The sequence below is a fragment of the Mesorhizobium sp. M8A.F.Ca.ET.218.01.1.1 genome (assembly GCF_004791165.1).
Classification (GTDB): domain Bacteria; phylum Pseudomonadota; class Alphaproteobacteria; order Rhizobiales; family Rhizobiaceae; genus Mesorhizobium.
Genome location: NZ_SRUZ01000001.1, coordinates 758,024 through 778,563 on the forward strand (window position 1 = coordinate 758,024; position 20,540 = coordinate 778,563).

The window sequence follows — 20,540 nt, forward strand, 5'->3', positions numbered from 1 at the left end:
GAGCGGGATTGACGGGCTCGCTCTGTTGGGTCCATGCTTGAAGTCTGGAGCGGGGCAGTACAGCGTATGTTGATTAGCCGGATAGACGTTCGACGAACCGCCGGCGGCCATATGGAGGTCTTTTGGTGAGCGCTGTGGCAGCTGCCAAAGTCCCATCAGGCGAGGTGCAGGACAGCGCCGCAGAAGCCATCCATGTCGAGAACCTGCACAAGAAATTCGGTCAACTGCATGTGCTGAAGGGCGTATCGCTGTCGGCGCGCGACGGCGAGGTCATCGCCATCATCGGCGGCTCGGGCTCGGGCAAATCGACGCTGCTGCGCTGCATCAACTGCCTGGAAAATCCGACCAGCGGCATCATCCGGGTCAATGGCGAGGAGATCAAGCTCAAGGCGGACAGCCACGGCCACACCATCCCGGCCGACCGCAGGCAGATCGAACGCATCCGCTCCAAGCTCGGCATGGTGTTCCAGAACTTCAACCTGTGGAGCCATATGACGCTGATCGAAAACGTCATCGAGGTTCCCGTGCACGTGCTGGGCGTCAAGCGCGACCAGGCAATCGCCCAGGCCGAAAAGCTGTTGGCGCGCGTCGGGCTCGCCGAGAAACGCGATGTCTATCCGGCCTATCTCTCCGGTGGTCAGCAGCAGCGCGCCGCGATTGCTCGCGCCTTGGCCATCAATCCGCGCGTCATGCTGTTCGACGAACCGACCTCGGCCCTCGACCCCGAACTGGTCGGCGAAGTGCTGAAGGTGATCGGCGATCTGGCGCGCGAAGGCCGCACCATGGTGCTGGTCACCCACGAAATGAAATTCGCCCGCGAGGTCGCGACCCACGTCGTCTACCTCTACAACGGGCTGGTCGAGGAGGAAGGCCCGCCGGAGCAGATCTTTGGCGCGCCCAAATCCGAAAGGCTCAAGCAGTTCATCCGCAACATCGGCTAGGGACAGGCCGGGACGGAAGAAAACCGGGAACCAACAACAAACTGGGAGTTCTGAAAATGAAGACTGTTCTGAATACATTCGCCGCGGCACTGCTGCTCGGCGTCGCCGCCATGGGCGTGGCCAAGGCCGATCCGGTCAAGATCGGCGTCGCCGCCGAACCCTACGCGCCCTTCACCTCGCCCGATGCTTCGGGCAAATGGGTCGGCTGGGAAATCGACTTCATCGACGCCGTATGCGCCGAGGAAAAGCTCGACTGCGTCATCACCCCTGTCGCCTGGGACGGCATCATCCCGGCGCTGACCACCAAGAAGATCGACCTTATCGTCTCGTCGATGTCGATCACCGACGAACGCAAGAAGACCATCGACTTCTCCGACAAGTACTACAACACGCCGACCGCGATCATCGGCCCCAAGGACCAGAAATTCGGCGCCACGCCCGACGATCTCAAGGGCAAGGTCCTCGGCGTCCAGGTGTCGACGGTGCATGCCGTCTACGCCAAGAAGCACTTCGGCCCGACGGCATCCGAGATCAAGGAATACCAGACGCAGGACGAAGCCAACAACGACCTTGCCGCCGGCCGCCTCGACGCGGTGCAGGCCGATTCCATCGCGCTGAAGGAGTTCCTCAAGACCGACCAGGGCAAGGCGTGCTGCGATCTCAAGGGCATGGTGGCCCCTGACGACGAGGTGCTCGGACCGGGCGTCGGCGCCGGCGTGCGCAAGGAAGACACCGATCTGAAAGAGAAGATCAACGCCGGCATCAAGGCGATCCGCGCCAACGGCAAATATGACGAAATCTCGAAGAAGTACTTCGATTTCGACATTTACGGCGGCGCCACGCAGTCGAACTGACGACCCTCGCATGGCCGGAGGACAGGGCGTTGACGCCTCATCCTCCGGCCGGCCTGTCCACGCATGCTTGCCGCCGGCCGCAGGTGCCGGCGGATCGAGCCAGCAATCCGGGGGCGACGCTGATCGAATCCTTTCTTCCGGCCTCGGCGGCCGGCATCGTCGAACTTCTCTCGCCCGCGCCCGTCGGCTGGGGCGGGACGCTCCTGGTCGGGCTCCTGCATTCGCTGGAGATCGCCGTCGGCGCCACCATCGTCGGCCTGCTTATTGGAACCTGGGGTGCCTATGGCAAGCTTTACGGCGGACCCGTGGTGCGCGACCTGTTCGCGGTCTACACCACCGTGGTGCGGGCCGTGCCGGAACTGGTGCTGATCCTGCTGCTCTACTATGCCGGCACCGACCTGATAAACCAGGTGCTGGCCGCCATGGGCTACCAGCGTGTCGACATAAGCGGGCTGGTGGCCGGCATCGCCGTGCTCGGCTTCGTCCAAGGCGCCTATTCGACGGAAGTCATCCGCGGCGCGATCCTCGCCATTCCGCAGGGCCAGATCGAAGCCGCCCGCGCCTTCGGCATGTCTCCCGGCCTTCTGTTGCGGCGCATCACGCTGCCGGCGATGTTGCCTTTCGCCATTCCGGGCCTCGCCAATCTGTGGCTGATCGCCACCAAGGACACCGCTCTGCTGGCCGTCGTCGGCTTCTTCGAACTGACGCTGGCGACACGACAGGCGGCGGGCGTCACCAAGGCCTATCTGATTTTCTTCCTCGCCGCCGGCGTGCTCTATCTCTGCGTGACGCTGGTTTCGAACTTCCTGCTTGGCCGCGCCGAAAAATGGGCGCGGCGTGGCATGCCTTCGATCAAGGATGCCCGCTGATGACCGGTGAAACAGTCATCATCGATACGGCGGCGCGCGCTTCGCTCTGGCTGCAGCCGCATCGCATCGTGCTGATTCTCATCGCGGTGGGGCTGGTGGCGTCGGCTGCCTTCTTCATGCGCTGGGACTGGCTGCCGCAATATTGGGAAATGGGCCTGATGGGCATCTGGCGTGCCCTGTGGATCCTAGCCGTCACCTGCGCGCTCGGCTTCATGATCGCCGTGCCGGTCGGGCTAGCGCAGGCGGCAGGCTCGATCTGGGTCGCGGCTCCGGCGAAAGTCTTCTGCACCATCATTCGCGGCACGCCGCTGCTTCTCCAGCTATGGCTGCTTTATTACGGGCTGGGCTCGCTGTTCCCGCAATATCCATGGATCCGCGAATCCTGGATGTGGCCCTATCTCAGGCAGGCATGGCCATACGGCGTGCTGGCGTTGACTTTGTCCTTCGCCGGCTATGAGGGCGAAGTGATGCGCGGCGCCTTTGCCGGCGTGCCCAAGGGGCAGTTGGAAGCGGCTCGCGCCTTCGGCATGAGCCGCTGGAAGATTTTCCGGCGCATCTGGCTGCCACAAGCCTTCTACCGGGCGCTGCCAACGCTGACCGGCGAGACCGTGCTGCAGCTGAAATCAACGCCGCTGGTGGCGACGATCAGCGTGATCGATATCTTCGCGGTCTCGTCCAAGGTGCGGCAGGACACCTACCTCACCTACGAGCCCCTGCTGCTCTTGGCGTTGATCTATATGGCGATCACCGGCATTCTGGTCTTCGCCTTCAGCCGGATCGAGGCGCGGATCCCGGTCAAGATAGGTTAGGGGAGTAGGGGAGTAGGGGAGTAGGGGAGTAGGGGAGTAGGGGAGTAGGGGAGTAGGGGAGTAGCCAGCCACTTCCGCATTCACATTTCCATCCCCGTTCGCTATTCACCGCGCACAATTCCCTATTCCCTATTTCCTTAGGACCGTCATGATGCAACTCAGTCTCGACCAGGCAAAAGGACTGTGCCGGATGGCGGCACTTGGGGCCGGCGCCAATGAGGAGGCGGCGCAATCGCTCACCGCCTCGATCATCGCCGCCGAGGCCGAAGGACTTGCAGCCGTCGGGCTGTCGCATTTCATCGATTACCTCGAAGCGCTCGAGGCCGGGCGCATCGACGGCAATGCCGATCCGGTGATCACCCGGCCGGCACTGGCCGTCTATCTCTCGGACGCACGCGGCGGGCTGGCGCATACCGGCTTCGACCGTACCATCGACGACCTCGCCAAGGCGGCAAGACTGTTCGGCGTCGCCATCTTCTCGCAGAAGAACGCCTATACGTGCGGGGCGCTCGGCTACTTCACCGGCCGGCTGGCGGCGCAGGGGCTGGTGTCCTTTGCCGCCACCAATGGACCGGCCGTCCTGGCCGGCTCGGGCTCGGTCAAGCCGGTCTACTGCACCAATCCGATGTCGTTCGCCGCGCCCGCCGCCGACGGCGCGCCGCTGGTCATCGACCAGTCGTCGAGCGCGACCGCTTTCGTCAACATCCGCAAGGCCGCGGAAGACGGCAAGAAGATCCCCGAAGGCTGGGCGCTGGACGCCAGCGGCAATTCGACGACCGATCCAGCCGCCGCCATGAAGGGTGCCATGCTTGCCTTTGGCGGCCAGCGCGGCGCCAACATCGCTCTGATGGTCGAGGTGCTGGCGGCGGGCCTGTCGGGCGCCAACTGGTCGCTCGACGCGCCGTGGTTCAGTGGCGGCCCCGACAGTCCGGGAACCGGCCTGTTCGTGCTTGCGGTCGAGCCCAAGCTGCTCGATCCCGATTTCGAGCAGCGCATGAAAGACCAGCTCGACCGACTGCGCCGGCGCTATGGCGTGCATGTGCCCGGCCGTGCCCGGGCCGAAGCGGCCGAGAAGGCGCAGGCGCGCGGCATCACCGCGCCCAAAGCAGTGATCCAGCGTATCTCCGAATTCGCCGAGCGCTATTCGGCCTGAATAATTTCTGTTATTTTCAGATAGTTACATGACCCTCCCCGCCCGAGGCGCGGTTGTGCGCGCTTTTTTGCGTTTGCCCTGAACCTTTTCCGACGCTCGGGCGACCAACGTTTGTGCAGGGCAAGGCGTGCTTGCCCGATCCAGACCGGGGAACAGCAAAATCCAATCGAAAGTCTGCTCCGCGCGAAAGGCATCGCCCTTCGCGTCCCGGAAACACAACCTCGAATCAAGGAAGATCATCATGACCAATACCAAGACCACCATCCTGACCGCCGTCCTCCTGCTCGGTTCCTTCATGGGCGCCACGCAGGCGGCCGATTTGAAGGCCGCACCGGTCAAGCCGGCCAATCCGGGCGTCATCACCGCGCCGAGCGGCGGCGCCACCGAGGACCACTACTGCAAGAACGGCCACGCCAAATTCGCCAACTGCAGCGCTGATTTCATCGCCGCCTGCAAGAAGGTTGGTGGCACCATGTCGGATGTTCAGGGCTGGGGTGGGCGTACTTGCTTCACGCCCTCCTGATACCGTCTCAGGTCAGGCCGCTCGTCGGCCCCTGACACCTCATGGATGTCACCCGGAAAACCCCGCCTCGGCGGGGTTTTCTGCATTTCTCGTTCGTGACGCCAAAACATGATTTCAAAAGTTAACTTTTGTTAACTTGACTTGGTTGCAACCCTCCGGCGTTTGCGAAAGGCATTGTCACAAAACAGGAGCTCCGATGTCCGCGACCACCGACCCCTCCCACGGCAAGCTGATCATTCCGACGCTTGGCCGGCTGTATTCGTCGCTGCATGATGCAGGCGAAACCGTGCTGCGCGTCATCGCCGGCGCGTTCCTCACCATCCACGGCTCGCAGAAGATCGCCAACCCTTTCGGCGCCGCCGAAATGGTCGAAGGCCTGGGCTTCTATCCCGGCGCCTTCTGGTCGTTGCTTTTGGCCTGTGCCGAATTCTTCGGCGGCATCCTGATCGCCATCGGTCTTCTGACGCGGCCCGCCGCCTTTGCCGGCCTGTTCGTGCTGCTGGTGACCGTCTGGTTCCACTGGGTCACCATGGGCCAGGGCTTCTCGGGCGCTGAAAAATCGCTCCTGTGGGCCGCGATCCTGCTGTTCTTCGTCATTCGCGGCGGCAACCGGCACTCGGTCGATGCCCGCCTCGGCAAGGCATTCTGACACACCCGAAAGAAGGGCGGCAGCGACGACGCGTCACCCTTTGCCTTTGGCGCAAAACGGACTATGAAACGGCTCAGCCAAGCCATCTGGAACGCGCGCCGGAGCCCGTCATGACCGAAATCCTGCAGACCCCAAAGCTTGTCGTCGTCTTTGGCGGGTCAGGCTTTGTCGGCCGCCATGTCGTGCGGGCGCTGGCCAAGCGCGGCTATCGCATCCGGGTCGCCTGCCGGAGGCCCGATCTTGCCGGCCATCTGCAGCCGCTCGGCAATGTCGGCCAGATCCAGCCGGTGCAGGCCAATGTGCGCGTGCGCTGGTCGGTCGACCGCGCCGTGCAAGGCGCCGACCATGTCGTCAATCTCGTCGCCATCCTGCATCAGAGCGGCCGGCAGAAATTCTCCGCCGTGCATGATTTCGGTGCTCGCGCGATCGCCGAGGCGGCGCGCTCCGTCGGCGCCGGGCTCACCCATATTTCGGCGCTCGGCGCCGATCTGGACTCCGAATCGGATTATGCGCGCACCAAGGCGCTGGGCGAGAAGGCGGTGCTGGAGACGATCACTGACACCGTGATCTTCCGGCCGTCGATCAATTTCGGGCCGGAAGACAGCTTCTTCAACCGTTTCGCCAATATGGCGCGTTATTCTCCGGTGCTGCCGCTGATCGGCGGCGGCCACACCAAGTTCCAGCCGGTCTATGTCGGCGACGTCGCCGAGGCGGTGGCGCGCTCGGTCGACGGCAAGATCGATGGCGGCCAAGTCTACGAGCTTGGGGGCCCCAACGTGCTCACTTTCAAGGAGTGCATGCAGGAACTGCTCACCGTGATCGAGCGCAAGCGCATGCTGGTGCCGGTGCCGTGGTGGGTGGCAAACATCCAGGCCTCGATCCTCGGGCTCCTACCCAATCCGCTGCTGACCAAGGACCAAGTGATGCAGTTGCGCGAGCACAACATCGTTTCGGACGAAGCCGCCAAGGCGAACCGGACACTGGCGGGGCTCGGCATTCAGCCGCAATCGATCGCGACGATCCTGCCCAGCTACCTCTGGCGCTTCCGCGCCGCCGGCCAGTTCCAGCAGCGCAAACCAGCCGTATAAGTGAGTGCAGTAGGCCAAAGGCGTGTTGGGATTCAGGTCAGGCCGAGTCGAGAACGCAGGCGGGCATCACTTGAATATCGGCACACCTAGCGAGGCGTGACCTGCATCGGCAGACCGCCTTGCGGCTGCGTGGTCAATTTCTGCACCGGCCAGGGTTTTGTGTCGGCCGTCGTGTCGAAGCGGAAGCGGGACAAAAGTACGGCGAGCGCGATGATCGCCTCCTGCATGGCGAAGCTGGCGCCGATGCAGACGCGCGGACCCGCGCCGAAGGGCAGATACTGGAAACGGTCGATCTTTTCACGGTTCCCCGGGTGGAAGCGTTCGGGCAGGAAGGCGTCAGGCCTGTCCCACAGCTTCCTGTGGCGGTGGACGACCCACGGCATCACCAGCACGGCGGCGTACTTGGGGATGTAGAGATCCTTCCACATTTCGGGCTCGATTGGCTCGCGATTGATCGACGGCGCCGGCGGATAGAGCCGCAGCGCCTCGTCGAAGGCGGCGCGGGTCAGCGGCATGGCGTCGAGCCACTTCGTCGGATCGGGCTCGCGCGCCAGCACCTGGTCGATCTCCCGTTCGATCCGGTCACGCTCCCAGGGCGATTCGGCCAGGCAATACAGCGTCCAGCCGAGCGCGCGCGCCGTCGTCTCGTGGCCGGCGCCGATGAAGGTGATGATGTTGTCCTCGACTTCCGAGCGCGTCAGTCCGTCGGGGCCTTCGGCCTTGAGCAGCAGCGTCAGGAAATCCTTGGGCACGGCATCGGGATCGCGCCTGAACTTTTCTTCGCGCATCCTGACCGTGTCGGTCACGATCTTGCGGAAATAGGCCATCGTCTTGCGGCCGCGGATGCGGGTCAGCCGCGGCAGCCAGTCGGGGGCGCGCAACAGGTCGAGCGGATCGACGCGGCCCATGGTTTCGAACAGGCGATCGATCTCGTTTTCGAAACTGCCCGGCTCGCCCGCGATCTCACCGGAAAACAGCGTCTCGGCCAGGATGTCGTAGGTGAGCAGCGTCATGTCTTGGGCGATATCGGACGTGCCGCCCGCCTCGTAACGGGTGACGAACTCCAGCGTGCGTTTCAGCATCGGCTGTGCGAAGCCGAAAATGTGGCGCGGCGTGAACACCGGCGCCATTGCCTTGCGCGACCGCTTCCACACCTCGCCCTCGGCGGTCAGCAAGCCGTCGCGCAGGATTGGCCTCAGGATCTTCTGGCGCACCGTCGCCATCTTGTAGTTCTTGGCGTTGTCCACCAGCACATGGCGGATCAGTCCGGGATCATTGGCGATGACCAGCGGCCCACCGGCGCCCTTGGCCGAAATCCAGGGTTCGTTGTAGGTCGGCTCGCCCCAGAGTTCGAGCGGATTGCGATAGACGATGCGGATCATCTCCAGCGTCGAAGGCGGCGATGTGCGCGGCTTCGGGGCGGGAGGAACGAAGGGGGCGGGCTGAGTATCCATGAAGTGCTCCGCTGCTCCCATCAATGTAGTGGCTGGCACACCAGGCGTCCATGTGACCGAACGGCAGACCGGACCGTGGCGGAAGGAACACCAGGGCGGACGGTCTGTTCATCCGATCGTGACCGTTCCGCCAGGGTTCCATCTTGTCCGCTGGAACGCTCTGCCGTAGTGACGGTCACCAACGGATACCGCCCGACAAAGGAGCCTGCCTTGAAGCACCAGTTGAACATCATCATCGGCAGCACGCGGCCCGGCCGCGCCGGTCCGGTTTTTGCCGAGTGGCTGGAGACGTTCGTGCGCGAGCACGGAAAATTCGAGCCAGTGCTGACCGACATCGCCGCCTTCAACCTGCCGGTGCTGGACGAACCGCATCATCCAAGGCTCGGCAACTATCAGAACGACCACACCAAGGCCTGGTCGAAGGCGATCGACGCCGCCGACGCCTTTGTCTTCGTGGCGCCGGAATACAACTATTTCGCGGCACCCGCGATCGTCAACGCGATCGACTATCTCGCCCGCGAATGGAAATACAAGCCCGCCGCCATCTTCAGCTATGGCGGTGTCTCCGGCGGCCTGCGCGCGGCGCAGGCGCTGAAGCCGCTGCTGACCGCTGTCGGGATCATGCCGATCCCGGAAGGCGTCGCGCTGCCGCTGTACCAGAAACTGCTCGACGAGAACGGCGCCTTCGATGCCAGCGAGCAGGTGCGGGGCGGGAGCAAGACCATGCTGGACGAACTGTCGCGCTGGAGCGAGGCGTTGAAACCAATGCGCGCAGCCTGAAAGAGCCGCTCTCAACCCGGCTTGCTCGTGCCATAAAGAGATGGAATGGTCGCCAAATGACTGAGCCGGGGGGCGGTTCGACTTGCGGTTGCTGTTTGCCTTGCTGCTGGTGCTTGCGACCACCGCCATCGCGGTGGCGGAGCGGCGCGTGGCATTGGTCATGGCCGATGACGACTACCGGCTGGTCCGGCCGCTGGCCAACCCCATCCATGACGGCGAAGCGATGGAGGCGGCGCTGAAGAAACTTGGTTTCGACGTGGTGCTCGAAACCAACCGCGATCTCAGGCGCATGCGCCGCGCGCTCGACGATTTCCGCCAAGACGCCAAGGGCGCGGACGTTGCGCTGGTGTATTTCTCAGGCCATGGCGTCGAAATATCGGGCGACAACCGGCTGCTGCCGGTCGATGCCGATCCGTCCTCGCTCGATGCGCTGGACAAGACCAGCCTGCCGCTGGAAGAGGTGGCCGCGACGCGGTCGCGGCCACCGCGAAAGTCGGGCTGATCGTGCTCGACGCCTGCCGCAGCGATCCGTTCTCGGGGAGCGGCGGCGACGGGCGCGGCGCGACCTCGCTGGCCAAGGATGTCGCCGACAAGGTCACGCCGGGTCTTGGCCGCGTCGGGCGGGCGGAAAACATCCTGTTCGCTTTTTCGGCCGCACCCGGCGAGACGGCCGCCGATGGCACCGGCCAGAACTCACCCTTCACCACGGCGCTGGCCAAATATCTCGGCACGGACGGGCTCGAAATCCGATCGGTGCTGACGCTGGTGCAACAGGAGGTCTACGACCTGTCGCGCGGCAGGCAACTGCCCTATGTCGAGAGCGGCCTGCCGAAACTGTTCTTCGCCGCCGCGGCCAAGGAGCAGTTGCCGGAGCGCGAACGGCTGCTGCTGGCCATGGCCGACGTGACGCCGGACATGCGCGGCGAGGTCGAGCGGATCGCCAGCGACGCCGACATACCGCTGGCGCCGCTCTATGGGGCGTTGATCAGCGCCGACACCAGCCATTTGTCGGCCGAGAGCCTGAATGCAAGGCTGCGCGAGGCGGCCGACGCCTTCGTCAAGGTACGCGCCGAGATGAAGACGCTGGGCGCCGACGATCCGCGTGTGACGGAACTGCGCCGTCAGGCCGAGGAGCAGTTGGCCCTGGGCGCCTTCGGCGCGGCACAGGCGAAGCTGGCCGAGGCGGTCGATATCGACGAGGTGTCGCGCAAGGCGCTGAAGGCGAATTTCGCCGACCGGACGCTGTCGCAGGCGGCGACGCTGTTCCTGTCGGCGGGCGCGGCGCGCGCCGACCTCAACTATGCGGCGGCCATCAAGGGCTATGAAACCGTGCTGTCGCTGTATGGCGAGGCCGGGCAGACCTCGCTCAGCCTGGAACAGGCCGACCGTCAGAGCCGCACGCTGGAGGAACTCGGTATTCTTTATACGACGGTGGGCAATGTCGACGCGGCCGGCCGGGCCTTCGCCGCGCTGTTGGCCAATCTCGAGCAGCGGTCGCGTCAGGAAACCGATCCCAGCGTCAAGCGCGATCTCGCCATCAGCCATATCAAGCTCGCCAACACTGAGGTGGCGCAAGGCAACCTGCCGAGCTCGCTCGAAAACTATGAGGCGGCCAGGGGCATGCTGCAGGAGTTGACCGCAAGCGTGCCGGACAAGAAAGACTGGCTCGGTGATCTTGCCATGGCCAATGACAAGATCGGCAACGTCCTGGCGACACAAGGCGATGTGGCCGCGGCCGCCCAGGCCTATCAACAAAGCCTGTCGATCAAGCAGAAATTGGCCGACGCCGAGCCGAACAGCGCCTATCTGCTGCGCGACCTGACCATAACCTATGACGAAATCGGCGACCTTGCCCGTACCGCCGGCCAGTTGGACAGCGCCCAGACGGCCTTTGAAGAGAGCCTGAGAATCCGGCAGGCGCTGGCCGAGAACAAACCCGACGACCTTGAGCGCCAGCGCGCGGTCTCCGTAAGCCACGAGAGGATCGGTGACGTGCTGCGCGAGCGTGGCGCCGCCGCCGATGCGCTCGTGGCCTATAACAAGAGCCAGGCGATCGCCGAAGACCTGGTGCGCCGCGACCCTAACGATACCGACTTGAAGCGCGACCTGTCGATCAGCTACGCCAAGATCGGCAACGCGCTCAACGACCAGGAGAGCTGGCCGGCAGCGCTGGCTTCCTATCAACAAGCGCTGGCCGTAGCGCGTGAACTTGCCGCGAGCGACCCAGGCAACACCGACTGGCAGCGCGACCTTTCGGTCTGTCTGGAAAAGGTTGCCGGTGTGCTTGATGTCCAGGGCAATGTCAGCGACGCACTGCGAAACTACCAGGACAGTCTTGCCATTGCCGACCGGCTGGCCAAGCTCGACCCGGGCAATTCCGACTGGCAACGCGACCTGTCGATCACATTCTCGGAAATCGGCATGCTGGAGACCAAGCAGCGGCATTTCGAGGGTTCCAGGAAGGCCTTCGAAGCCAGCCTCGGCATCCGCCAGAAACTGGCTCAATCCGATCCGAACAATGCGCTTTGGCAATTTGATCTGGTTCAGGCCTACATCAACTATGCGTATGTGGCCAAGGATCCGAAGGCGGTGCTGACCAAGGCGCTGAACCTGACGCTGGAGCTAGACCGCACGGGCCGGCTGGCGCCAAGGGACAAATCCACGATCAAATATTTGCACCGCCTTCTCGCTAAATTCAACGCTCGAAAAAAATAGCCGGCTGGCGGCTCGGCATTTGAGCCGGAAATGCCTGCAAACCTTGGAAAAACCGCCTTTAGCGCCTATATCTAGTCGATATCAGAAGCGCGATTCGGGGCCGATTTTTCGCGCTGTACAAGCGGCATCTAGACAACAGGTTTTCATGAGCGACCAGACCGAGAACACCAACGGCGCTGAAGCCGAATACGGCGCCGATTCCATCAAGGTTTTGAAGGGGTTGGATGCTGTCCGCAAGCGGCCGGGCATGTATATCGGCGACACCGATGACGGCTCGGGCCTGCATCACATGGTCTACGAGGTGGTCGACAACGCCATCGACGAGGCGCTGGCCGGCCATGCCGACCTGGTTTCGGTGACGCTTAATCCCGATGGCTCGGTGACGGTTATCGACAATGGCCGTGGCATTCCGACCGACATTCACCCCAGCGAGGGCATTTCGGCGGCCGAAGTGATCATGACGCAGCTGCATGCCGGCGGAAAGTTCGACCAGAACTCCTACAAGGTTTCTGGCGGCCTGCATGGCGTCGGCGTCTCGGTCGTCAACGCGCTGTCGGCCTGGCTGAAGCTCAAGATCCGCCGCAACGGCCAGATCTTCGAAATGAGTTTCACCCATGGCGATGCCGACGCGCCGCTGAAGGCGACCGGCAGCTACGAGCAGGACAAGCGCCCGGGCACCAATGAGGGCCGCAGCGGCAGCGAGATCACCTTCTTTCCGTCCGCCGAGACCTTCACCATGGTCGAGTTCGACTTCGGCACGCTGGAGCACCGGCTGCGCGAACTCGCCTTCCTGAACTCCGGTGTGCGCATCGTGCTGACAGACGCCCGTCATGCGGACGTCGTGAGGCATGAACTGCACTATGACGGGGGCCTCGAAGAGTTCGTCAAATATCTCGACCGCGTCAAGAAACCGCTGATCGAGAAGCCAATCGCCATCAGGGCCGAGCGCGACGGCATCACCGTCGAAGTGGCGATGTGGTGGAACGACAGCTACCACGAGAATGTGCTGGCCTTCACCAACAACATTCCGCAGCGCGACGGCGGCACGCATCTGGCCGGTTTTCGCGGTGCGCTGACCCGCCAGATCACCGGCTATGGCGAATCCTCGGGCCTGACCAAGAAGGAAAAGGTGTCGCTGATCGGCGACGATTGCCGCGAAGGCCTGACGGCGGTGCTGTCGGTCAAGGTTCCCGATCCGAAATTCTCGTCGCAGACCAAGGACAAGCTGGTCTCGTCGGAAGTCCGTCCCGTGGTCGAAGGGCTGGTCAACGAAGCACTCGGCACGTGGCTCGAAGAGCATCCGACCGAGGGCAAGGTGGTCGTCGACAAGGTGATCCAGGCCGCGGCGGCGCGCGAAGCCGCGCGCAAGGCGCGCGACATCACCCGCAAGACCTCGCTTGGGGTCACCTCGCTGCCCGGCAAGCTGGCCGATTGCCAGGAACGCGACCCGGCGAAGTCCGAAATCTTCATCGTCGAGGGTGACTCGGCAGGCGGCTCCGCCAAGGGCGGCCGTTCGCGGCAGAACCAGGCGATCCTTCCCTTGCGCGGCAAGATCCTCAATGTCGAGCGGGCCCGCTTCGACCGCATGCTCTCGTCCGACATGATCGGCACACTGATCACCGCGCTCGGCACCTCGATCGGCAAGGACGAATTCAACGCCGACAAGCTGCGTTACCACAAGATCATCCTGATGACCGACGCCGACGTCGACGGCGCCCATATCAGGACCCTGCTGCTCACCTTCTTCTTCCGGCAGATGCCGGAGCTGATCGAGCGCGGCCATCTCTACATCGCCCAGCCGCCGCTCTACAAAGTGACGCGCGGCAAGAGCTCGCAATACATCAAGAATGAGAGCGCCTTCGAGGAATTCCTGATCGATTCAGGGTTGGAGGAGGCTTCGCTTACACTTGGCTCGGGGGAAGTGCGGACCGGACAGGATCTGCACGGCGCCGTTGCCGACGCGCTGGCCGTGCGCCAGCTCATCAACGGCTTGCACACGCGCTACAACCGCAACGTCGTCGAGCAGGCGGCGATCGCCGGCGGGCTCAATCCCGATGTCTTCGCCGATCTTGGCCGTGCCAACGCGATGGCGGAGCGGATCGCGCAACGCCTCGACATCATTGCCGAGGACACCGAGCGCGGCTGGACCGGCCGCATGTCGACGTCGAACGAGGGTATCGGCGGCTATGTCTTCGAACGCACCGTGCGCAGCGTGAAGGAATACGCCCATCTCGACATGGCGCTGATCAATTCCGCCGATGCACGCCAGCTCGACCGCTACGCGCAGCGCCTCAGCGAGATCTACGAGATGCCGCCGGTGCTGCGCCGCAAGGATGTGTCCGAAACTGTCTCGGGGCCGCTGGCGCTGCTCAACGCGGTCTTCGCGACCGGCCGCAAAGGACTGACCATGCAACGCTACAAGGGGCTCGGCGAGATGAATGCCGAGCAGTTGTGGGAGACCACGCTCGACCCGAATGTGCGCTCGCTGCTGCAGGTCAAGGTCAACGACGCGACCGACGCCGACAGCCTGTTCTCGCGGCTGATGGGCGACGAGGTGGAACCACGGCGCGAATTCATCCAGGACAACGCCCTGTCGGTCGCCAACCTGGATATTTGACCGACCGCCCATCGGCGCGCCAGGCAATTCCAGAAAGTGCGGAACGGTTTTCCGGGGAAAAGCGATAGCGCTTTCCCCTGGGGGACTTCGTCAAGACAACGAATAGAGCGGTTCCGCGTTTTCGTGAGACAATGAACCGTTCTACGCCGCGCCAGTTTGTTCCATCGCCGGCAAACAAAATCATTTCATAGCCCATCGGAACGGAAGCTCCCGAGAGACATTGTGACAGTATCGATCACAATTTCTCACAAGGAGACATCCATGGGACGCGGCATCTTGCTCTGGTTGCTCGGCATTCCGATTCCGATCATCATCCTCATCATGCTGTTCGTACGGTAGGGGGCCTGAAATGCAGTCCGCCCTATCGGCTGTCAACGTATCCGCTTCGACGGAATCGTCCTCCACCGCGGTCAGCTGGGGACCGATCATTGCCGGCGCCTTCGCGGCCTCGACGCTGACATTCATCCTCATGCTGCTCGGCTCGGGCCTCGGGCTCACTATGGTTTCGCCATGGTCGGGCTCCAGCGCATCGATCACCACCTTCGCGGTGTCCACCGCCGTCTGGCTGGTCATCGTGCAATGGCTTTCCTCCGCTGTCGGGGGCTATTTGGCAGGACGGTTGCGTACCAAATGGGTCGGCATCCACACCGACGAGGTCTATTTCCGGGACACCGCCCACGGCTTTCTCGCCTGGGCGTTGGCCACGCTTCTCGTTGTAGGCGTACTTGGCTCGGCGCTTTCCGCCGCGATTGGATCAGGTGTACAGGCCGCGTCCACCGTGGCCTCGGGAGCCGCCATGGGTGCGTCGGCCGGCGCCTCGGCCAATGCCAGCGGCGCATCGGCCGACAATGCGACCTCCTATCTGGTGGATTCGCTGTTCCGGCCGGCCGATCCGGCCAAGCTCGCGGCCGCCAATCCAGGCGATGAAGCCGCGGCAGCCGGGCAGGCCTCACGTATCCTGATCGCCGGCGCCGTCGCGGGCGAGGTCTCCGCGGAAGACAAGACCTATCTTGCGCAATTGGTCGCCGCGCGCACCGGCCTTTCCGAGGCTGACGCCAAGACACGTGTCGACGCGGTGCTGGCGAAGGCGCAGGACGCGAAGGTCAAGGCGAAGCAGGCGGCCGACACGGCAAGAAAGGCAAGCGCCACCTTTGCGCTTCTCGGTGCCCTGTCGCTGGTCATCGGCGCCTTCATCGCCAGTGCGGCCGCGGCTCTCGGCGGCAGGCAGCGCGACGAAGAGGAAGCCGTTTTCCTGACCAACGGATGAAGGCAAAGCATCAGGACAGCACCAAAGAGCCCGGCATCGACCGGGCTCTTTCTTTATTCGACAGTCAAGATCGGCCGGATCAGTGATCCATCGCCTTGACGATCTCTTCGGTCATCTTCTTGGCGTCGCCGAGCAGCATCATGGTGCCGTCCTTGTAGAACAGCGTGTTGTCGATGCCGGCATAGCCAGAACCGAGCGAGCGCTTGACGAACAGGCAGGTGCGGGCCTTGTCGACGTCGAGGATCGGCATGCCGTAGATCGGGCTGCTCTTGTCATCACGCGCGGACGGGTTGGTGACGTCGTTGGCGCCGATGACATAGGCGACGTCGGCCTGCGCGAATTCGGAGTTGATGTCCTCGAGCTCGAACACTTCGTCGTAAGGCACGTTGGCCTCCGCCAGCAGCACGTTCATGTGGCCAGGCATGCGGCCTGCGACCGGGTGAATGGCGTATTTGACATCGACGCCGTTGGCCTTGAGCTTGTCGGCCATTTCGCGCAGCGCGTGCTGCGCCTGCGCAACCGCCATGCCGTAACCCGGCACGATGATGACCTTCTGCGCGTTCATCATCAGGTAGGCGGCGTCGTCGGCCGAACCCTGCTTGACGGTGCGCTCGATGCCGTCGTCAGCCGCGGCGGCCGCCTCGCCGCCGAAGCCGCCGAGAATGACCGAGATGAAGCTTCGGTTCATGCCCTTGCACATGATGTAGGACAGGATCGCGCCCGATGAGCCGACCAGCGCACCGGTGATGATCAGCGCCAGATTGCCGAGCGTAAAGCCGAGAGCCGCCGCTGCCCAGCCCGAATACGAATTCAGCATCGAGACAACGACCGGCATGTCGGCGCCGCCGATCGGGATGATCAGGAGGATGCCGAGCACCAGCGAGGCGGCGACGATCAGCCAGAACACCAGCTTCGATTCCGTACCGACCAGGAGCACGATCAGGACGACCAGGGCGATGGCAAGTGCGGCGTTGATCAAGTGACGGCCGCCGATCATAATCGGCTTGCCGGACATGCGGCCATCGAGCTTGAGGAAGGCAATGACCGAGCCGGTGAAGGTGATGGCGCCGATGGCGACGCCGAGGCTCATCTCGATCAGGGCCTGGGCATGGATGTCGCCAGCGGTGCCGATGCCGAAGCTCTCCGGTGCGTAGATGGCTGCTGCCGCCACCATGACGGCGGCAAGGCCGACCAGCGAGTGAAAGGCTGCGACCAGCTGCGGCATCGAGGTCATGGCGATGCGGCGCGCGGTGACGGCGCCCACGCCGCCGCCAATGGCGAGGCCAAGCACGATCAGGCCGAAGCGGCCAGCGGACGGGGTTGCCAGCGCCAGCGTGGTGGCAATGGCGATGCCCATGCCGATCATGCCGTAGAGATTGCCCTGGCGGCTGGTTGTCGGATGCGACAGGCCGCGCAGCGCCATGATGAACAGGACGCCGGAAACCAGGTAGAGGAAGGACGCGAAGTTGGCGTTCATGGCGCTCTACTTGTCCTTCTTCTTGTACATGGCCAGCATGCGCTGGGTGACGAGGAAGCCGCCGAAGATGTTGACCGAGACCAGCATCAGCGCGACGAAGCCGAAGCCTGCGGCAACGCCCGAAGCCGCGATACCGACGGCGAGCAACGCACCGACGACGATGACGGACGAGATGGCGTTGGTGACGGCCATCAGCGGCGTGTGCAAGGCGGGCGTCACCGACCAAACGACATAGTAGCCGACGAAGATCGCCAGCACGAAAATGGCGAAGCGGAAGACGAAGGGATCGATGGCGCCGCCCGACAGCGCGTGCGCGGCATTACCGGCGGCCTCGGTGCCGCCCGGGGCATTGGCCAGGTTCTGCACCGCGAGCCTGACGGCAGCACTTGCCTGGTCGAGTTGATCCAGGGCTTTCTGCAAGGTCTGATCCATCACGCGGTCCCTTTCGGCTTAGACGCGGGCGATTTGGGTGCGGCAGGTTTCTTCGCTGCCGCCTTTTTCGGCGCAGGCGTGGACGCATCGGCGACCAAGGTCGTGGCCGGGATCACCGCCGGCTCGACATAGGGCTGCTGGTCCGCCTTGGCGAAGGCCGGGTGAACGACCTTGCCGCCATCGGTCAGCATCGTCGCCTTGACCAGGTCGTCGTCGCGGTTGATGGCAAGCGTCTTGGTCGTCTTGTCGACCAGCGTCTCGAGGAAGGCGAACAGGTTCTTCGCGTAGAGCAGCGAGGCGGATGCGGCGACACGGCCGGGCACATTGAGGTGGCCGACGATCTTCACATTGTTGGCGGTGGTGACGATCTTGCCTGGCTCGGCACCCTCGACATTGCCGCCGCGCTCGACAGCGAGATCGACGAGCACCGAGCCCGGCTTCATCGAGGCGACCATGGCGGCGGAGACGAGCTTCGGCGCCGGCCGTCCCGGGATCAGCGCCGTGGTGATGACGATGTCCTGCTTGGCGATGTGCTCGGCGGTGAGTGCCGCCTGCTTGGCCTGGTATTCCCTGGACATTTCCTTGGCGTAGCCGCCGGCGGTCTCGGCGGCCTTGAACTCCTCGTCCTCGACCGCCAGGAATTTTGCGCCGAGCGAGGCGACCTGTTCCTTGGCGGCGGGGCGCACATCGGTGGCGGTGACGACGGCACCGAGACGGCGCGCGGTGGCGATCGCCTGCAGCCCGGCGACGCCGACGCCCATGATGAACACTTTCGCTGCAGGCACGGTGCCCGCCGCCGTCATCATCATCGGCAGCGCCCGGTCATATTCCGACGCACCGTCGATCACCGCCTGGTAGCCGGCAAGATTGGCCTGGCTGGACAGGACGTCCATCGATTGGGCGCGGGTGATGCGTGGCATGAATTCCATCGAGAAGGCGGTGACGCCGGCCCTGGCCAAGGCCGCGACGGCCGCATCGTTGCCGTAGGGATCCATGATGGCGATCACCGCGGCGCCAGCTTTGTAACTCTTCAGCTCGGCATCCGTTGGCCGGCGAACCTTCAGCACGACATCGGCCTTGGCGACATCCGAGGCCTTGCCTATGACGGCACCTGTCTTGGCGAATTCTTCGTCGGGGATACGCGATCTCGTGCCGGCGCCGGCTTCGACGATGACGTCGAAACCCAGGCCCGCCAGCCGCTTCACCGTATCGGGCGATGCCGCGACGCGCGGCTCGTTCGCATCGAGCTCACGAGGGATGAAAACCGTCTGTCCCACCGCATGATCCTTTCGGCTGGAACCTGTCTGCGCGACGTGTCGACCGGGATATCCGGCTACGTCAACCGCAAGAGGGTTTTGGAAGGTCTATCGCAGAATGAAGGCGCCGACGGCCATGATCAGCACGAACAGGATGGTCGCCGAAAAAAAGCCGCCCGCGAAGAAGCCGAAAGCCATCGCCAGAAGCAGAGCGCCGCAGAAGAGCGAGCCATATTTGGCCAGCGCCAGAAAGCCCGCATAGGTACGGTCATGCTCGGCATAGTCCATCTTCGCGCCCAGTTCTACAGGACCGGTCGGCGTGTGCTCAGCCATAGGAATACCCCTTCGAAGACATCTTTCAGGCACATACCGAAAAGCTGGGCGCAGAGCAATGGCGCTATTGCCGCATCGCAGCCGACAACTGCCTCAAGGGAAAATTGAAACTGGCCGCCGATGCCGGGCAATCGGCGGCTTTGCGGCACGCTTGACCCGCTGTCTCAGCCGGCCAGATGCGGAAACAGGCCCAGCAGTCCAACGACAATCAGATAGAGCGCGACGATGTAGTTCAGCAGCCGTGGCATGATGAGGATCAGCACGCCGGCAATCAGCGAAATGAGCGGCGTGAGGGCCAGCGAGTGGATGGTCATGACCGTATTCCTTCCCACGAACAATGCGTCACGCCCGGGGCGAACGCCCGTTGGGCAGAATTGCGGCGATACTCGATGGCGATGCCGCTACTCATAACGGCAGATCCGCGGGAAAGGTTCATGATGCCAGGAAGGCGCCCGTTCAGGCAGCGTCGCGATAGTATTTCGCCGTCGGTACGATGGACAGCGGCGTCAGCCGGTTGATGGCCGGATTAGCGAACATCATCCGCTGCTCCACCGCCGTCGACTTAAAGAACGGGAACCGTTCGAGTGTCTGGCGCAAGTTTTCGCCGCAGGGGATTTCGAACAGAGCGATCGGCGCAAGAACACCCGGGAACACCTTGCCCTCTGTCCTCTGAATGGCATGGAAGATGCGAGCATAGTAAGCGGAATGCTCGATCTTGATCGGCGTAAGCACTGCCGTAAGGTTGAAGTAACTGGCGGCCACCATGCCAAGCCTGAGCGTCAGAAAAGGCAGGACTCCGGGCGCGGGCGCACTGTCGGCATCGGTTGCGAAGCGAGTCCCGTCGATGAATGTCTCTCCGCGGGCAAGCCGCTCGGTTAATATTTCCGGATAGGCGTCGACGGACGGCGAATGAGGGTGCTCTCGGGAAATGTAGTGGAGCCGTAGTGTGCTGACCAGGTGTCCATCGAAGTAGACGCCGAACCGATAGGAATTCGGCAGATTGTCCCAGCGATCCTCGAACATCCCGCTGGCGATCGGGCCGCACATGCCCGATTGCAGGTAGGAATGATAGCGAAGGCGGTAGATCGCCTCCAGATCCTCGCCTCCAGTGATGAGACGATAGTCGACATGCTCCAGCAATTGCATGATCGAATGGTTTAGCGCCGACCCAGCATTTGCGCCGGCGCCAGCCCGCGCATCGTTTCTTGCAGCATCCATTCTCAAGTCCTCGTATCCGCCTCTGAACAGGCTATTCGAGTTGAAATGAGACACAAGCCGAAAATTCGACCCTACCAATTTACCACTTGTTAACCTTAACGACCC

The 20,540-nt window shown here is 63.4% G+C and carries 20 protein-coding genes; 13 read left to right on the forward strand and 7 right to left on the reverse strand.

All coding sequences use genetic code 11. The features are described 5' to 3' along the window. Positions 1-125: 125 nt before the first annotated feature. The 8 genes from EN861_RS03605 to EN861_RS03640 all read left to right on the forward strand — a co-directional run bounded on the left by EN861_RS03605 (position 126) and on the right by EN861_RS03640 (position 6,886). Complete coding sequence (locus EN861_RS03605; protein WP_135862403.1) at positions 126-941, forward strand: ABC transporter ATP-binding protein; 816 nt, start codon at positions 126-128, stop codon at positions 939-941. Positions 942-997: 56 nt separating this feature from the next. Continuing rightward, positions 998-1,795, forward strand: a complete 798-nt coding sequence (locus EN861_RS03610; protein WP_135862405.1) for a transporter substrate-binding domain-containing protein — start codon at positions 998-1,000, stop codon at positions 1,793-1,795. Between the two features lie 203 nt (positions 1,796-1,998). Then, positions 1,999-2,664, forward strand: a complete 666-nt coding sequence (locus EN861_RS03615; RefSeq protein ID WP_135862970.1) for an ABC transporter permease — start codon at positions 1,999-2,001, stop codon at positions 2,662-2,664. Further along, positions 2,664-3,473, forward strand: coding sequence for an ABC transporter permease (locus EN861_RS03620; protein ID WP_127275824.1), 810 nt, complete (start codon positions 2,664-2,666; stop codon positions 3,471-3,473). Before EN861_RS03615 ends, EN861_RS03620 begins: the two co-directional genes overlap by 1 nt. 151 nt (positions 3,474-3,624) lie before the next feature. Then, on the forward strand, positions 3,625-4,626 hold the full coding sequence (locus EN861_RS03625) for an Ldh family oxidoreductase (RefSeq protein WP_189343572.1): 1,002 nt from the start codon (positions 3,625-3,627) through the stop codon (positions 4,624-4,626). 241 nt (positions 4,627-4,867) lie between these two features. Continuing rightward, positions 4,868-5,149, forward strand: a complete 282-nt coding sequence (locus tag EN861_RS03630; RefSeq protein WP_127275826.1) for a hypothetical protein — start codon at positions 4,868-4,870, stop codon at positions 5,147-5,149. Positions 5,150-5,345: 196 nt separating this feature from the next. Continuing rightward, a complete protein-coding gene (locus EN861_RS03635; RefSeq protein ID WP_135862410.1) occupies positions 5,346-5,798 on the forward strand; it encodes a DoxX family protein in 453 nt (150 codons plus the stop codon). A 110-nt stretch (positions 5,799-5,908) separates the two neighbouring features. Beyond that, complete coding sequence (locus EN861_RS03640) at positions 5,909-6,886, forward strand: complex I NDUFA9 subunit family protein (protein ID WP_135862411.1); 978 nt, start codon at positions 5,909-5,911, stop codon at positions 6,884-6,886. A gap of 86 nt (positions 6,887-6,972) precedes the next feature. Here EN861_RS03640 and EN861_RS03645 read toward each other — a convergent pair whose 3' ends face one another. After that, a complete protein-coding gene (locus EN861_RS03645; protein WP_135862413.1) occupies positions 6,973-8,340 on the reverse strand; it encodes a cytochrome P450 in 1,368 nt (455 codons plus the stop codon). Positions 8,341-8,550: 210 nt separating this feature from the next. On the opposite strand from EN861_RS03645, the gene EN861_RS03650 reads away from it, so the two are divergent. The 5 genes from EN861_RS03650 (at position 8,551) to EN861_RS03665 (ending at position 15,719) form a co-directional block, all read left to right on the forward strand. Then, positions 8,551-9,120, forward strand: coding sequence for an NADPH-dependent FMN reductase (locus EN861_RS03650; RefSeq protein ID WP_135862415.1), 570 nt, complete (start codon positions 8,551-8,553; stop codon positions 9,118-9,120). 82 nt (positions 9,121-9,202) lie between these two features. Continuing rightward, entirely contained in the window at positions 9,203-9,622 is a 420-nt protein-coding gene (locus EN861_RS36605; protein ID WP_281041204.1) for a caspase family protein, read from the forward strand. Positions 9,623-9,624: 2 nt separating this feature from the next. Beyond that, the gene (locus EN861_RS03655) at positions 9,625-11,835 is read left to right on the forward strand and encodes a tetratricopeptide repeat protein (RefSeq protein ID WP_281041205.1); all 2,211 of its coding nucleotides are present in this window, start codon (positions 9,625-9,627) and stop codon (positions 11,833-11,835) included. 145 nt (positions 11,836-11,980) lie between these two features. Beyond that, the gene (gene gyrB / locus EN861_RS03660) at positions 11,981-14,452 is read left to right on the forward strand and encodes a DNA topoisomerase (ATP-hydrolyzing) subunit B (protein WP_135862417.1); all 2,472 of its coding nucleotides are present in this window, start codon (positions 11,981-11,983) and stop codon (positions 14,450-14,452) included. A 349-nt stretch (positions 14,453-14,801) separates the two neighbouring features. After that, entirely contained in the window at positions 14,802-15,719 is a 918-nt protein-coding gene (locus tag EN861_RS03665) for a hypothetical protein (protein ID WP_135862419.1), read from the forward strand. A 79-nt stretch (positions 15,720-15,798) separates the two neighbouring features. Here EN861_RS03665 and EN861_RS03670 read toward each other — a convergent pair whose 3' ends face one another. The 6 genes from EN861_RS03670 to EN861_RS03695 form a co-directional block, all read right to left on the reverse strand. Beyond that, positions 15,799-17,196: an NAD(P)(+) transhydrogenase (Re/Si-specific) subunit beta gene (locus EN861_RS03670; RefSeq protein WP_135862421.1), complete on the reverse strand. Its 1,398-nt coding sequence runs from the start codon at positions 17,194-17,196 to the stop codon at positions 15,799-15,801. A 6-nt stretch (positions 17,197-17,202) separates the two neighbouring features. After that, positions 17,203-17,631: an NAD(P) transhydrogenase subunit alpha gene (locus EN861_RS03675; RefSeq protein ID WP_189343545.1), complete on the reverse strand. Its 429-nt coding sequence runs from the start codon at positions 17,629-17,631 to the stop codon at positions 17,203-17,205. After that, a complete protein-coding gene (locus tag EN861_RS03680; protein ID WP_127872940.1) occupies positions 17,628-18,905 on the reverse strand; it encodes a Re/Si-specific NAD(P)(+) transhydrogenase subunit alpha in 1,278 nt (425 codons plus the stop codon). The genes EN861_RS03675 and EN861_RS03680 overlap by 4 nt, the downstream gene beginning before the upstream one ends. A gap of 87 nt (positions 18,906-18,992) precedes the next feature. After that, positions 18,993-19,217, reverse strand: coding sequence for an aa3-type cytochrome c oxidase subunit IV (locus EN861_RS03685; protein WP_127277793.1), 225 nt, complete (start codon positions 19,215-19,217; stop codon positions 18,993-18,995). Positions 19,218-19,381: 164 nt separating this feature from the next. Then, positions 19,382-19,531, reverse strand: coding sequence for a DUF3096 domain-containing protein (locus tag EN861_RS03690; protein ID WP_015314280.1), 150 nt, complete (start codon positions 19,529-19,531; stop codon positions 19,382-19,384). Positions 19,532-19,673: 142 nt separating this feature from the next. Then, complete coding sequence (locus EN861_RS03695; RefSeq protein WP_127277800.1) at positions 19,674-20,435, reverse strand: acyl-homoserine-lactone synthase; 762 nt, start codon at positions 20,433-20,435, stop codon at positions 19,674-19,676. Positions 20,436-20,540 lie beyond the last annotated feature (105 nt).